Origin of the sequence: Rhizobium sp. J15, assembly GCF_002531825.1 — a bacterium.
Taxonomy (GTDB): domain Bacteria; phylum Pseudomonadota; class Alphaproteobacteria; order Rhizobiales; family Rhizobiaceae; genus Rhizobium.
Genome location: NZ_NWSX01000007.1, coordinates 136655 through 150042 on the forward strand (window position 1 = coordinate 136655; position 13388 = coordinate 150042).

Genomic DNA, 13388 nt, shown 5'->3' on the forward strand with positions numbered 1-13388 from the left:
TGCGGTCACTCGATCAAAAACAAAAAACCGGCGGCGACAAAAAATCGCTACCGGTCCGCACGCGGCCCTTTAGCGAATTTTTTAACGTGGCTGCAAGCCGGCCGGCCAAATCACCACGGAGTGTCTAATTAGCCCCAGTCGGGCGACGAATCAACTGCCGAATGCATGGGCAGGCGGCCCGTGCAAGCATCATCACAGTTTAATGACTGATAGAATCTGTTGATAGACCGGTAACGCCACCATGTTAATAATGAGGGGTATGGGCGGTGTTGGAAAAGCGTGATGGCAGATAAAAGCAAGGGGAGGCCGGGCATTCGAAGGCAGGATGGGGTAGGGTATGATTTCAGCCTGACATATCGCCTCGGAGTGATGTTCTCAGCATTCTGGAATTCTGAAGTGCGTGGCAAGGTGCTGTTTCTGGCGACCGTGCTGATCCTCGTCATCCTGGCGACCGCCTATGGCCAGGTGATTCTCAACGAGTGGAACGCCCCGTTCTACGATTCGCTCGAACGCCGCGACCTCGGCGAATTCTTCCATCAGCTCGAAATCTTCGCGATGATCGCCGGCACGCTGCTGCTGCTCAACGTGCTGCAGGCCTGGCTGAACCAGATGACCGCGCTCTATATGCGCGAGGGCCTGTCGCGCGATCTCGTCGATCAGTGGCTGAAGCGCAAGCGGGCGCTGCGGCTCGCCTCCAGCGGCCTGATCGGCGTCAATCCGGACCAGCGTCTGCATGAGGATTCCCGCAACCTCGCCGAAAGCACGACGGGCCTCGTGCTCGGCCTGCTGCAATCGACCATTCTTCTGGTGAGCTTCATCGGCGTGCTCTGGGAGCTGTCGAGCGGCTTCATCTTCCACATCAGCGGCCACAGCTTCTCCATTCCGGGCTACATGGTCTGGGCGGCGATTTTCTACGCTGCCTCCGCCTCGGTGCTGAGCCAGGTCGTCGGCCGCAAGCTGGTGAAGCTCAATGCCGACCGCTTCTCGAAAGAGGCCGAGCTTCGCTTCACCCTGATGCATGCCAACGAGAACATGCCGGCGATCACCGTCGCCCGCGGCGAGGAGAACGAGCGCCGGCGCATCAACACCGACATCAGTTCGGTGCTGCGGGTCGTCAAGCGGCTCGCCATGGCCAATACCAACCTCACCTGGGTGTCGGCCGGCTACGGCTGGCTGGTGATCGTCATTCCGATCATCGTCGCAGCGCCCGCCTATTTCTCCGGCGGCCTCACTCTCGGCCAGCTGATGATGTCGGTCGGCGCCTTCAACCAGGTCAACACGGCGCTGCGCTGGTACGTCGCCAATTTCGGCCCGATCGCCGAATGGCGCGCCACGCTGATGCGCGTCACCGATTTCCGCCAGGCCCTGCTCGACATGGACGAGGACTTCGATGTGAAGGGCAGCATCGCCTATGAGAACACTGCGCCCGACACGCTGACGCTGAAGGATGTGGTAATCAATGCCAAGATCGGCGAAGACATCGAAGAATGCGGCGGCTTCCGCCTGCGCGAAACCGATGTCGTGATCAAGGCCGGCGAAAAAATCATGATTAACGGCGATCACAGCGTCAATCGCAAGCTCTTGTTCCAAGCGATGGCCGGCCTCTGGCCATGCGGCAGCGGCACGATGGGCCTGCCGCCGGCCGACGACATGCTGTTCGTTCCGCAGATCGCCTATGTCCCCGGCGGAACGCTGCGCGAAGCGCTGGCCTTCCCGGAAAGCCCCGATGCCTATGAGAAAGCAGCCGTCGAGGCGGCTCTCGAAAAGGCCGGCCTGCACTCGCTGATCGCAAGGCTCGATACCCGCGCCCGCTGGGACAAGCTGCTCGATGGTGACGAACAGAAGGCGATCGGCTTTGCCCGGCTGCTTCTCGTGCGCCCGCGCTGGATCGTCTTCGATGAAGTGCTTGAGGGCATGGAGCCGGAATGGCAGGAAACCATGTGCAGTGTGCTGACCTCCATGCCTGATACCAGCATGATCTATATCGGCCGCTCGGAAACCTATCTCGAGACCCTGCAGCCCCGCGTCCTGCATCTGCAGGCCCTGGCGGCAAAATCCGAAGCACCGCCCGTGGTCCAGACCGGCGCCAGCGCCAGTGCGGGCACCGCCGCCGTTCCCGCGCCGGCGCTCTAGAACAGCGCTTCGCCAGTATAGCAAAAACGGTGCAAATTTTGGCAAACTATGCCATAATGGCTGGGCGAGGTAATTGATATGGCGACGATGAATGTTTCCCTGCCCGATCCGATGAAGGAATGGGTCGATTCTCAAACCAAAACTGGTCGTTACAGCAATGCGAGCGACTATGTTCGCGACCTCATACGACGCGACCAAGAGCGTTCGGATAAACTGGCGGAATTGCAACGCTTGATCACGGAGGGGTTGGAAAGCGGCGTCAGTGATCGCTCCAAGGAAGATATCCTTCAAATTGCACGTGAACGGCTGGCTCAGCGCCGCGTATGAAATACCGCAAAACCGTCGAAGCGGATCAGGACATCGCCGAAATTTATGTTCGCGGTGCCGACCAGTTCGGCGTACGGCAGTCAGAACGATACATCGAAGACCTCTTCAGCACTTTTGAATTGCTCGCCCGCAATCCACGCATGGTTCGTGAGCGCCGTGAATTGAACCCGCCGATGCGGCTTCATCCTCATCATGCGCATATAATCGCCTACCTGATCCGCGAGGAAGACATCCTGATTGTTCGCGTGCTGCACGGGCGAGAAGACTGGCAAAGCCTCTTCGCCTAGAACTGCAGGAGCCTTTGGCCTAGAACTGCAGGAGCCTTTGCCGGCCCGTCACATCGGCGGCGTGATGCCGTTGAGGCCGACGGCGACCTGGCTGGCTGAAATGCTGCCATCCGCCGCCTTCTCGCCGGTGACGATGACGCCGGCGCCGGCCTTCAGATCATCCTTGGTCGCGGGCGCCAGAGTGACGATCGGCGTTGCGTCAGCGATGGTGATAATCTTTTCCTTGCCCTGATAGGTCAGGGTGATCGTGTGGCCGTCGACCGATTTGACCGCATTGCTGACGGTTGCGTTGGTCATCTGGCTGTTCGGCTGCGCATCCCAGGGACGGTTGCCCTCGCCGGTCCCCTTCATCGACGCCGGAAAGATCAGCACTTCGATCGCCCCATCCGGGCCGCTGCCCTTCGGAAGCGAGGCCACGCCGACGAAATCGCCGGGCTTGATATCCTCGACCGAGGCCCGCCTGACGCCCGCGACCTTCCAGCCGGCTTTCAGCGCGATGGTCGCATCGCCGCCTTCGCGCGTCCTGACGACGAGCCTATCGCCGCTGAGGCTTTCGATCGCGCCGCGAACGCGAGTGCGCTCACCATCCTGCGCATCGGCCGCCTGCAACAGGGCGAGCGCAGCGAAGCTGCCGGCGGCAAGTGTTTTGAAAAAATGGGAATGAGGCTTGCTAGACATATGATCTTCCTTGGTCGCCATTGCGATCGGCATATCCCCGGCTGCCGGACGGCACCTTATGCCGCACGACGATACACTGGCGAATCAAGGAAAGGTGAGCCGTCGAAGCTGGGAAGGGCTCAGCCCTCCAGCTCCTCCCGCAGCATTTCGAGCTCCAGCCATTCCTCTTCCATCTTCGTGAGGCCGGCACGCAGCTTCTCCATCTCGGCGGCCAGCCGGTTGAAGGCTGCGGGATCGCGGGTGAAGAGGTTGGGATCGGCCATCACCTGTTCGCGCTTGGCGATCTCGGCTTCGGCCTTGGCCATCTCCTTGGGCAGGTTTTCGAGCGCGAATTTCTGCTTAAAGGAAAGCTTGCCCTTCGAGCCGCCGCCGGAAGGCGCTGCCTCCTGCGCCTTCGGCTTCTCCGCCGCCTTCTCGGCCTTCCTGCGCTCTTCGAGCGCGCCCTTGCGCTGCGCCAGCATATCTGTGTAGCCGCCGGCATATTCGATCCACCGGCCGTCGGGCGCATCCGGCACGGCCGGCGCGATCGTCGACGTCACGGTGCGGTCGAGGAAATCGCGGTCGTGGCTGACGAGGATGACGGTGCCGGGAAAACCGGCGACGATTTCCTGCAGGAGGTCGAGCGTCTCGATGTCGAGATCGTTGGTCGGTTCGTCGAGGATCAACAGGTTTGCCGGACGCGAGAGAATGCGCGCCAGCATCAGCCGAGCGCGCTCGCCGCCTGAGAGGCTCCTGATCGGCGTGCGCGCCTGTTCCGGCTGGAACAGGAATTCCTTCATGTAGCCGGTGACATGGCGCTGCTCGCCGTTGACGAGCAGGTTTTCGCCGCGCCCGTCGGTCAGGTAATTGGCGAGCGTATCCTCGGGATCGAGATCCTCGCGCTTCTGGTCGAGAGTAGCGATCTCCAGATTGGTGCCGAGCTTCACCGTGCCGCTGTCGGGAGAAAGCTGCGCAGTCAGCATCTTCAGGAGGGTCGTCTTGCCGGCGCCGTTCGGCCCGACCAGGCCGATGCGATCGCCGCGATGCACCCGGATCGAGAAGGGCGCAACGATCGCGCGGTCGCCGAAGCTCTTGGTGACCTTGTCGGCCTCGATGACCAGCTTGCCGGATTCCTGCGCGTCCGAAGCCGTCGCCTGCACGGTGCCCTGCGGCCCCTTGTGGCCGCGATACTGCGAACGCATCGTCTGCAGCTCGCCGAGGCGGCGCATATTGCGCTTGCGCCGCGCCGTGACGCCGTAGCGCAGCCAGTGTTCCTCGCGCTCGATCGCCTTGCCGAGCTTGTGCTGCTCCAGCTCCTCGGCCTCCAGCACCTGATCGCGCCAGGCTTCGAAATGCCCAAACCCCCTGTCGAGCCGGCGCGACGTGCCGCGGTCGAGCCAGACGGTCGCCGTCGAGACCTTTTCGAGGAAACGCCGGTCGTGCGAGATCAGCACCAGAGCGCTGCGGGTTTTCTGCAGCTCGCCTTCCAGCCATTCGATGGTCGGCAGATCGAGATGGTTGGTCGGCTCGTCGAGCAGGAGAATGTCGGGTTCCGGCGCCAGCACGCGGGCAAGGGCTGCCCGGCGCGATTCACCGCCGGAAAGGTTTTTCGGATCTTCCTCGCCGGTCAGTCCGAGATGGGACAGAAGGTAGGTGACGCGATAGGGATCGTCCCCCGGCCCGAGCCCGGCTTCGGCATAGGCCTGAACCGTGCTGAAGCCGGCAAAATCCGGCGCTTGTTCGAGATAACGCACCGTCGAGGACGGATGGCGGAAAACCTCGCCGGACTGCGCCTCGACCAGGCTGGCGGCGATCTTCAGCAGCGTCGATTTTCCCGAGCCGTTGCGCCCGACGAGGCAGATCTTGTCGCCGGGCTCGACCTGCAGGGACGCGCCCGCCAGCAGCGGCGCACCGCCGAAGCTCAGGAAAATATCGTCGAGTTTCAGAATGGGAGGGGCCAAAAATCAGACTCCGGAAAGATCATAGGGTCGGGCAAGCACGATCGCCCGGCCGCTGCCAAGCGAAAAACGAACCTTGCCTTCCGCGACATTGGAAATGGTGCGCGACGAGCCGAAAGGCAGATGAAAATCTGTCAGCGGATAACGCGCATTCTCGATGGAAAGTCCCTTCAGCTCGCTGAAACCGGGAACTGAAAACAGGCTGCCCTTGGGAAGGTCCAGTTCGATCGTGCCGGCAAGCAGCGGCACGGCCTCTTCCCTGCCGGAGGTCAGCAGCACGTCGAAACCTTCTTCGGCAAGGCTGACGGCCGACAGCAGGTGCTGAAGCGCATGATCGGAGCGTTCGCCGCCGAGCGCGCCGGCGAGGACGAGACGCCGGGCGCCCCGCGCAATCGCTTCCGACACCGCGATTTCGCCGTCCGTCGCCGCCTTTGCCGCGGGATAAGGCTGTTTCGGCACGTGGGGAAATGCGTTGTCCAGATCGGGCGGCGTCGAATCGAAATCGCCGACCCAGAGCTCCGGCGTGACACCGAGGGCCGCCGCATGCCGCATGCCGCCGTCGGCAGCGATGAAACGGCTGCCGCCGACGACATGGCGCAGGCGCTCCGTCAGGCTGAGTTCGCCGCCGAGCAGAATGGTGAAGGTGGATTGGCTCATGGGCATTGCCCTTAGCGCAAACGGGGGGTCGAGGGGAAGGGGCCGAAGGATCGGCAGGCTCGCCTCAGCCCGGCGTATCCTTGTCGCGCGACAGGAAGACCGCCTCGTAACCGCCGATGAAACGCTCGAAAAGCGCCGCGAAACGTTCGACATCCTCATCCGGCCAGTCGGAGACGATCTCGGAGATGATCGCCAGTTTCTGCGTGAGGATCGCGGCAAGCAGGTCCTGGCCGGCCGGCGTGATGACCACGACGATCCGCCGCGCATCGGCCTGCGAGGCCTCGCGGCGCAGCACGTTGCGCCCGACCATCTCGGCCACCACCCGGCTTGCCCGTGACGGATCGATGCGCAGCATCTCGGCGATCATGCCGACCGTGACCTCACCGGCCGGCTGCGCCCTGCGCACGGCATCGAGCACATCGAGATGCGAAAGCTCCAGGCCCGGCGCCGCACTCTGGATCGCCAGCCGTCCGATCAGCCGCCGTCCGGTCATCAGCCGCATGCGCGCCATGCTCCGGCCGATGCGCGGCACGTTTTCGCCGTCCGGATCGGCCGGGCTTTTCGACAGGTTCTTCGTCATCGCTTCATTCATCAATAGGACCATAACAGAGCGGACTCGGAAAATGAATATGCTGGTGTCATTCATGTGCCATTGACAATTGTATGCTAATAGCACATAAAGACACCTCAAACCGGATTGTCATCCCCATGGACATGCAACTCGCGCCTGCGCCGCTCGTGACGGATCCCCGTCGCCGGCTCATCCTCTTCTTCTTCCTGATGACGGCCATGTTCATGGCGACGCTTGATAATCAGATCGTTTCCACGGCGCTGCCGACCATTGTCGGCGAATTCGGCCATCTCGAGCGCTTCGGCTGGATCGGTTCGGCCTATCTCCTGTCGCTCAGCGCCGTCATGCCGCTCTACGGCAAGCTCGGCGATCTCTTCGGCCGCAAATATGTGATGATGACGGCAATCGCGATCTTCACGGTCGGCTCGGCGGTCTGCGGCCTTGCGGTCTCGATGAACACGCTGATCGCCGCGCGCGTGCTGCAGGGCCTTGGCGGCGGCGGCATCATGGTCTCGATCTTCTCCGTCAACGCGGACCTTTTCGAGCCGCGGGAGCGGGCGCGCTATCAAAGCTATTCCAGCCTCGTGCTGATGGCGTCGGGCGCGATCGGCCCGGTGCTCGGCGGCACGATGAGCGATCTCTTCGGCTGGCGCTCGATCTTCCTGGTCAACGTGCCGATCGGCTTCATCGTGCTCACCGGCCTCGCCTTCATGCTGCCCTACCGGAAGCCGCATCGCCGCCCCAAGATCGATTATGCCGGCGCGCTGCTGCTCGCGCTCACCACGACGAGCATCGTGCTCGCGACCGACAGCAGCGAATTGTTCGGCGCGTTGATCTCGCCGCAGAGTATCGGCATCGTCGCCTTCGGCGCCGTCTGCGCCGTCGCCTGGGTACTCGTCGAGCGCCGCGCGCCGGAGCCGATCGTCCCGTTGCAACTCTTTCGCAATTCGACCTTCAGCCTGCTGCTGGTGATCTCGGTCATGGGCGGCGCCATCGCCATCGGCATGGTCAACTATCTCGCGCTCTTCCTGCAGACCACGACCGGCCTTTCACCCTCCGCCGCCGGCCTTCTCTTCATTCTGCTGACCGGCGGCCTCGTCTGCGGATCGCTGTCCGCGGGCCGCATCATCTCGACGACCGGGCGCTACAAGCCCTTCGCCATCGCAAGCCTCACCTGCAGCGCCATTGCCTTCGCCCTGATGTCGCAGGTCCACGCGGGAACGCCGATCGCCTTGATCGGCGCCATCATGATGCTGCATGGCATCGGCATCGGTCTTGCGCAGCAGGTTCCCGTCATCGGCGTGCAGAATGCCGCACCCGCCCGCGACGTCGGTGCGGCGACCAGCGCGGTAACGCTGTCGCGCATGGGAGGCGCCTCGATCGCCATTTCCATCTATGGCGCCATCATCGCCTCCGGGCTCTGCAAGGTCGGCGTCTCCATTCCCGGCGTCGCCGACATCGAGCAGCTGACGCCGAAGATGATGGCCTCCCTTCCCGAGGCCAGCCGCCAGGCCGTCGCCGATCTCTATGCCGCCGCCTTCTCGCCGCTTTTCATGACCTCCTGCGCCATCGCCGTCACCGGTCTCGTCGTCGCAATCCTATTGAAGCCGGTGCAGCTGCCTCGCGCCGGCAAGACGACGGCGCAAACGCCGACCGCGGAAGCTGCGGAATAACCGAATCGCCGGAATGCTTCATCGGAAGAGGTTCGGCATTCACCGTATCCATCCTCAGTTGTAAAATTCCCGCGAGATTGCCTTCTCCGGGCCGGTTGCTTCAATCGGCCCGTTCTTTTTCCGCGCCGCCGACGAATCTCATCCTGGTGATGGAACTTTCGCCATAATTTCATCCGAGCGAAGGAGAACTTCAACCTCTGAGGCATTGCCAAAATGCAACGCCGCCACATTTAAACAGAGTCTCGCTATGCAACCGATGCGTAAATCAGCTACAGCAACGAATTGTATCGGCCGTTTGTGCAGCGCGAGATCAGGGGTAGGCACCTGTTGAATTCCCCTTGCCACGGCCGGTCCGAACATGCGGCAAACCGGCAAAACAGCGACATGATGCGGAGAACCAGACTGGACTGCTTGACGACGTGGACATCGCCCGCGCTTTCCAGTGATGCCGTTTCCGCGCCGCGCCGCTTCGCGCGTCGCCTGATGCTGGTTTCGGCCATGGCAGTCGCGCTGAACGGTTGTCAGTCGCTGATCGAACAGTCCTATCAGCCGAGCGTGTCGCCGTCTTCCAATCCACAGATCGTCGACGAAGTGCAGAAGAACGATCCGCGCGCCGCGATGGGCGCCCGCGAGCATCCGCGCATCGTGGCAAGCTATGGCGGCGAATATAAGGACGCCAAGACCGAGCGGCTCGTCGCCCGCATTGCCGGCGCGCTGACGGCGGTGTCGGAAAATCCGAGCCAGTCGTATCGCATCACCATCCTCAATTCGCCGGCGATCAACGCCTTCGCGCTGCCGGGCGGCTATCTCTACGTCACCCGCGGCCTGCTTGCGCTGGCCAACGACGCCTCCGAGGTCGCGGCCGTATTGTCGCACGAAATGGGCCACGTGACCGCCAACCACGGCATCGAGCGGCAGAAGCGCGAAGAGGCCGAGGTCATTGCCAGCCGCGTCGTCGCCGAGGTCCTGTCGAGCGATATTGCCGGCAAACAGGCGCTTGCCCGCGGCAAGCTGCGGCTCGCCGCTTTCTCCCGCCAGCAGGAACTGCAAGCCGACGTGATCGGCGTGCGCATGCTCGGCGAAGCCGGCTACGATCCCTATGCCGCCGCCCGCTTCCTCGATTCCATGGCGGCTTACAGCCGCTTCATGTCGGTCGACCCCGAGGCCGACCAGAGCCTGGACTTCCTGTCGAGCCATCCGAATTCCGCCCAGCGCATCGAGCTCGCCCGCACCCACGCCCGCGCCTTCGGCCAGGAGGGTTCGGTCGGCGACAAGGGGCGCGACTATTATCTCGACGGCATAGACGGCCTGCTCTATGGCGACAGCCCGGAAGAGGGCTATGTCCGCGGCCAGACCTTCCTGCACGGCGGCCTCGGCATCCGCTTCGACGTGCCGCCGGACTTCAAGATCGACAACAAGGTCGAAGCGGTCATGGCGACCGGCCCGAACGATATCGCCGTCCGCTTCGACGGCGTTGCCGACAACCAGAACCAGAGCCTGACCAATTATATCTCCAGCGGCTGGGTGACCGGCCTCGATCCGTCGACCATCCAGCCGGTCACCATCAACGGCATGGAAGCCGCGACCGCCCGCGCAAGCGCCGACCGCTGGGATTTCGACGTTACCGTCATCCGCAACAATTCGCAGATCTTCCGCTTCCTGACGGCCGTCCCGAAAGGCAGCGACGCCCTCGAACCGACCGCCAACGTCCTGCGCGCAAGCTTCCGGCGCATGACGCCGGCCGAGACCGCCTCGCTGAAGCCGCTGCGCATCCGCGTCGTCACCGTCCGTCCGGGCGAGAACATCTCGACGCTTGCCGCCCGCATGATGGGCACCGATCGGAAGCTCGATCTCTTCAAGCTCATCAACGCCCTGCCGACGGGTGCAGCCGTTTCGCCCGGCGACCGCGTCAAGATCATCGCCGAATAAAAGAGGCCCGGATCGCGCCGGGCCAGTCAGTGCTGCTGGAAAGTAAAGACGTTCAGGCGTAGGCCGCCATATGCGGGTCGGCGCTGACGAGCGCGCTGCGAAGCTTCTCCATTGCCCGGCTTTCGATCTGGCGCACACGTTCCTTGGAAATGCCGAGATCGGCGCCGAGCTCTTCGAGCGTGGCGCCGTCTTCGGCCAGACGCCTTGCGCTGATGATCTTCATCTCGCGCTCGTTGAGATGTTTCAGGGCCGAGGCAAGCCAGACGCGGCGGCGCTCGCCGTCGATCATGTTGGAAACCTGCTCGTCCGGCAGGGGATCGTCGCTGACGAGGAAATCCATCTTCTCCGCGCTCTCCGCATCGCCGGAGACCGAAGGCGCCTGCAGCGACGCGTCATTGCCGGAAAGCCGCGCATCCATCGTCTGCACATCGGCAAGGCTGACGCCCAGCGCCGCGGCGATTTCCTGATGAATGGATTGCAGCGTCAGCTGCGTGTCGCCCTTGGCAAGCTTGGCGCGCAGACGGCGCAGATTGAAGAACAGCGCCTTCTGCGCCGAGCTCGTGCCGCCGCGCACGATCGACCAGTTGCGCAGGATATAGTCCTGGATCGAGGCCCGGATCCACCAGCTGGCATAGGTCGAAAAGCGCACGTCGCGTTCGGGCTCAAAGCGAGCGGCTGCCTCCAGCAGGCCGACATAGCCCTCCTGCACGAGATCGCTCATCGGCAGGCCGAAATTGCGGAACTTGCCGGCCATGGAAATGACGAGGCGCATATGGGCCATGGCGATCTGGTTGCGCGCGCCGCGGTCGTCGTGATCCTTCCACCGGGTGGCGAGATCGTGTTCTTCCTGACGGGCGAGATAGGGGGCGGCCATCGCGATTTTGATCATGCGCCGATCTGCAGACATGTTCTTCATTTCGATCTCCTGAAACAGGCCTCTCGCCCAAAATGAACAATAAAACTCACTTTCCGGAACATCGCTGTCCGGACCGAATGGGTTCTGAATGCATAAAAGGCCTCGCCCCTGGACTTTTCAGGGGGAGGCCCTATGTCTCATCATGTGCCGGTAAGACGGCTGGGTTGGACCTGTTTCTTCACGTTGCCGGATGGGCAAGACTGAAAAGGCATGATCCGCTCCTCATCGAACATTGACGGAACAGCGGTTCGCCCGTCGAGGCATTGCCTGGCGAGCAGTCCGCAATTACGTGTGTTAACGCGCCAGCGCGGAAAAAGTTCCAATAAAAAACCCGGCTCGAAGGCCGGGTTTTTTGATGGAGCAGACAGGTCGCCTTATGCGGCTTCGTCCTGCGAGTCGTCCTCTTCGATTGCCTTGCCGCGCTTCGGCCCCTTGTTGAGATTGGTCTCGACGAGGCGGACGGCTTCGGTTTCCGACATCTTGTTGACGGCGGCGATTTCGCGCGCCATGCGGTCGAGTGCAGCTTCATAGAGCTGGCGCTCGGAATAGGACTGCTCGGGCTGGTTCTCGGCACGATAAAGATCGCGCACGACCTCAGCGATGGAAATCAGATCGCCGGAATTGATCTTGGCATCATATTCCTGGGCGCGGCGGGACCACATGGTGCGCTTGACGCGCGCCTTGCCCTGCACGACCTTCAAAGCACGCTCGACGAAATCCGTTTCCGAAAGCTTGCGCATGCCGATGCTCATGGCCTTCGCGACCGGCACCTTGAGGCGCATCTTGTCCTTTTCGAAATCGATAACGAAAAGTTCGAGCTTCATGCCGGCGACTTCTTGCTCTTCGATAGCGGTGATGGTACCGACGCCATGAGCGGGGTAGACGATCGATTCACCGGTCTTGAAGCCGTGACGTGCTGTAGAAGGCTTTTTCTGCTGAGTCGTCATTCTATTCAAAAACTCCCTGTTACGCTTCCGGCGGCGGCCGGAGCCGGGTCAGTCAGGCCCGGATGAGACGGGTAGATCCGTCGGGTGACTTCACTCTGGTCCCATCAGGCAAAAGCAAATATGTCTTGCGCGCCATCTTGGGATGCGACGCTCAAGGCGTTGATATGTCACGGAAACCGTGGGACGGATTTGTTTTGCTTTCGTGATGGTTTTGGGCATGCGTCATGCCACAAATGGAACAGTGCACGAAACCTATCACAAAAATATGAGGAAATCAATAATTTGCTTCGCTTGAGTCATGCGGGCAACACAAGTCACCCATATGCCAGGCGCAGGATTTAAAACGTTTCACCGCACGGCCGCCCGAATTCGGGCGCCGAATGTGACGGCTCCTCAGTCGCCGGAGCCGGGCTTCTCCGAGAAATATTTCTCGAACTTTCCGGTCTCGCCGTCCATTTCCTTGGCCTCGGGCAACGGATCCTTCTTGACCGTGATATTCGGCCAGATGCTCGCATATTCCGTGTTGATCTTCAGCCACTTGTCGAGGCCTGGCTCGGTATCCGGCTTGATCGCCTCGGCGGGACATTCCGGTTCGCAGACGCCGCAATCGATGCATTCGTCGGGATGGATGACGAGGAAGTTCTCGCCTTCATAGAAGCAGTCGACGGGGCAGACTTCCACGCAATCGGTGTATTTGCACTTGATGCAATTGTCGGTCACGACATAGGTCATGAAGAACTCCAGGATTTCCACGCAGATGGGGCCGGGCAACCTGGAACGTCGCGCCTATCCCCGTGCCGGAGGAACAGCGTAGGCAGGCCTGAGAGGCAAGCACGCGTCCGGCGGGTTGTCAGTCACGTATCGGCTTTGGCGCCGGATTTCAAGGATAAACGATCTGCAAAAGCCGCCGCCGCAGGCAGAGTTTTCTAATCCTCATCCGACATCAGCTTGTCGATTGCGCGTCTTTCCTTTTTGGTGGGACGGCCGCTGCCGGTCGCTCTGATCGCCTGCTCATAGGGGGTGAGGCGTTTTGCCTCACCCGGCGGCGGCGACAGGTCTTCATAGAGCAGCCGCGCCTCCTCGTAAGGCCCGCGCCGCTCGCCGGCAAGGCGTACGAGGAGAACGACGTCGCGCCGCTCCAGCGTCAGCTCGACGCGGTCTCCTGGCTTGACCATCTGGCTCGGCTGGCTGCAGCGCTCGCCGTTGATGCGCACATGGCCCGACTGCACATGGCTCTGCGCCAGCGAGCGCGACTTCACCATGCGCGTGAAGAACAGCCATTTGTCGATACGCTGACGCGAACCGTTTGCCGGCTGTGTCTCCCCGCTCATGA

General features: G+C 62.1%; 13 protein-coding genes and 1 riboswitch. Of the genes, 5 read left to right on the plus strand and 8 right to left on the minus strand.

Annotated elements, in window-relative coordinates; all coding sequences use genetic code 11:
- Positions 1-49: 49 nt before the first annotated feature.
- A riboswitch (SAM riboswitch) is annotated at positions 50-127 on the minus strand.
- A gap of 155 nt (positions 128-282) precedes the next feature.
- From CO670_RS08540 to CO670_RS08550, 3 genes are all read left to right on the plus strand, one after another.
- The gene (locus CO670_RS08540) at positions 283-2133 is read left to right on the plus strand and encodes an ABC transporter ATP-binding protein/permease (protein ID WP_097589845.1); all 1851 of its coding nucleotides are present in this window, start codon (positions 283-285) and stop codon (positions 2131-2133) included.
- Between the two features lie 78 nt (positions 2134-2211).
- The gene (locus CO670_RS08545; RefSeq protein WP_097589846.1) at positions 2212-2460 is read left to right on the plus strand and encodes a type II toxin-antitoxin system ParD family antitoxin; all 249 of its coding nucleotides are present in this window, start codon (positions 2212-2214) and stop codon (positions 2458-2460) included.
- A complete protein-coding gene (locus CO670_RS08550; RefSeq protein ID WP_097589847.1) occupies positions 2457-2747 on the plus strand; it encodes a type II toxin-antitoxin system RelE/ParE family toxin in 291 nt (96 codons plus the stop codon). The genes CO670_RS08545 and CO670_RS08550 overlap by 4 nt, the downstream gene beginning before the upstream one ends.
- Positions 2748-2795: 48 nt before the next feature.
- Here CO670_RS08550 and CO670_RS08555 read toward each other — a convergent pair whose 3' ends face one another.
- From CO670_RS08555 to CO670_RS08570, 4 genes are all read right to left on the minus strand, one after another.
- A complete protein-coding gene (locus CO670_RS08555) occupies positions 2796-3425 on the minus strand; it encodes a hypothetical protein (protein WP_097589938.1) in 630 nt (209 codons plus the stop codon).
- Positions 3426-3544: 119 nt separating this feature from the next.
- Positions 3545-5365 carry an ABC-F family ATP-binding cassette domain-containing protein gene (locus tag CO670_RS08560; protein WP_097589848.1) on the minus strand — a complete coding sequence of 607 codons (1821 nt, stop codon included), beginning with the start codon at positions 5363-5365 and terminating at the stop codon, positions 3545-3547.
- Positions 5366-5368: 3 nt separating this feature from the next.
- Positions 5369-6025 carry a thiamine diphosphokinase gene (locus CO670_RS08565; RefSeq protein WP_176538896.1) on the minus strand — a complete coding sequence of 219 codons (657 nt, stop codon included), beginning with the start codon at positions 6023-6025 and terminating at the stop codon, positions 5369-5371.
- A gap of 58 nt (positions 6026-6083) precedes the next feature.
- Complete coding sequence (locus CO670_RS08570) at positions 6084-6611, minus strand: MarR family winged helix-turn-helix transcriptional regulator (protein WP_097589939.1); 528 nt, start codon at positions 6609-6611, stop codon at positions 6084-6086.
- Positions 6612-6727: 116 nt separating this feature from the next.
- On the opposite strand from CO670_RS08570, the gene CO670_RS08575 reads away from it, so the two are divergent.
- On the plus strand, positions 6728-8263 hold the full coding sequence (locus CO670_RS08575; RefSeq protein WP_097589850.1) for an MDR family MFS transporter: 1536 nt from the start codon (positions 6728-6730) through the stop codon (positions 8261-8263).
- 384 nt (positions 8264-8647) lie between these two features.
- Complete coding sequence (locus tag CO670_RS08580) at positions 8648-10192, plus strand: M48 family metalloprotease (RefSeq protein WP_088677464.1); 1545 nt, start codon at positions 8648-8650, stop codon at positions 10190-10192.
- A gap of 52 nt (positions 10193-10244) precedes the next feature.
- On the opposite strand, the gene CO670_RS08585 is transcribed toward CO670_RS08580, so the two are convergent.
- From CO670_RS08585 to CO670_RS08600, 4 genes are all read right to left on the minus strand, one after another.
- A complete protein-coding gene (locus tag CO670_RS08585; protein WP_018244054.1) occupies positions 10245-11108 on the minus strand; it encodes an RNA polymerase factor sigma-32 in 864 nt (287 codons plus the stop codon).
- A gap of 374 nt (positions 11109-11482) precedes the next feature.
- Positions 11483-12055 (minus strand): CarD family transcriptional regulator, encoded by a 573-nt coding sequence (locus CO670_RS08590; RefSeq protein WP_003543775.1) that lies wholly within the window; start codon positions 12053-12055, stop codon positions 11483-11485.
- A 393-nt stretch (positions 12056-12448) separates the two neighbouring features.
- Positions 12449-12787: a ferredoxin FdxA gene (gene fdxA / locus CO670_RS08595; RefSeq protein WP_049733327.1), complete on the minus strand. Its 339-nt coding sequence runs from the start codon at positions 12785-12787 to the stop codon at positions 12449-12451.
- Positions 12788-12981: 194 nt separating this feature from the next.
- Positions 12982-13386 (minus strand): RNA-binding S4 domain-containing protein, encoded by a 405-nt coding sequence (locus tag CO670_RS08600; protein ID WP_097589851.1) that lies wholly within the window; start codon positions 13384-13386, stop codon positions 12982-12984.
- Positions 13387-13388 lie beyond the last annotated feature (2 nt).

What these genes read in the sequence shown, in the direction of transcription:
- CO670_RS08540 (WP_097589845.1), top strand. Translation starts at nt 283, where the DNA reads ATGGCAGATAAAAGCAAGGGGAGGCCGGGCATTCGAAGGCAGGATGGG.
- CO670_RS08545 (WP_097589846.1), top strand. Translation starts at nt 2,212, where the DNA reads ATGGCGACGATGAATGTTTCCCTGCCCGATCCGATGAAGGAATGGGTC.
- CO670_RS08550 (WP_097589847.1), top strand. Translation starts at nt 2,457, where the DNA reads ATGAAATACCGCAAAACCGTCGAAGCGGATCAGGACATCGCCGAAATT.
- CO670_RS08555 (WP_097589938.1), bottom strand. Translation starts at nt 3,425, where the DNA reads ATGTCTAGCAAGCCTCATTCCCATTTTTTCAAAACACTTGCCGCCGGC.
- CO670_RS08565 (WP_176538896.1), bottom strand. Translation starts at nt 6,025, where the DNA reads ATGCCCATGAGCCAATCCACCTTCACCATTCTGCTCGGCGGCGAACTC.
- CO670_RS08570 (WP_097589939.1), bottom strand. Translation starts at nt 6,611, where the DNA reads ATGAATGAAGCGATGACGAAGAACCTGTCGAAAAGCCCGGCCGATCCG.
- CO670_RS08575 (WP_097589850.1), top strand. Translation starts at nt 6,728, where the DNA reads ATGGACATGCAACTCGCGCCTGCGCCGCTCGTGACGGATCCCCGTCGC.
- CO670_RS08580 (WP_088677464.1), top strand. Translation starts at nt 8,648, where the DNA reads ATGATGCGGAGAACCAGACTGGACTGCTTGACGACGTGGACATCGCCC.
- CO670_RS08585 (WP_018244054.1), bottom strand. Translation starts at nt 11,108, where the DNA reads ATGAAGAACATGTCTGCAGATCGGCGCATGATCAAAATCGCGATGGCC.
- CO670_RS08590 (WP_003543775.1), bottom strand. Translation starts at nt 12,055, where the DNA reads ATGACGACTCAGCAGAAAAAGCCTTCTACAGCACGTCACGGCTTCAAG.
- fdxA (WP_049733327.1), bottom strand. Translation starts at nt 12,787, where the DNA reads ATGACCTATGTCGTGACCGACAATTGCATCAAGTGCAAATACACCGAT.
- CO670_RS08600 (WP_097589851.1), bottom strand. Translation starts at nt 13,386, where the DNA reads ATGAGCGGGGAGACACAGCCGGCAAACGGTTCGCGTCAGCGTATCGAC.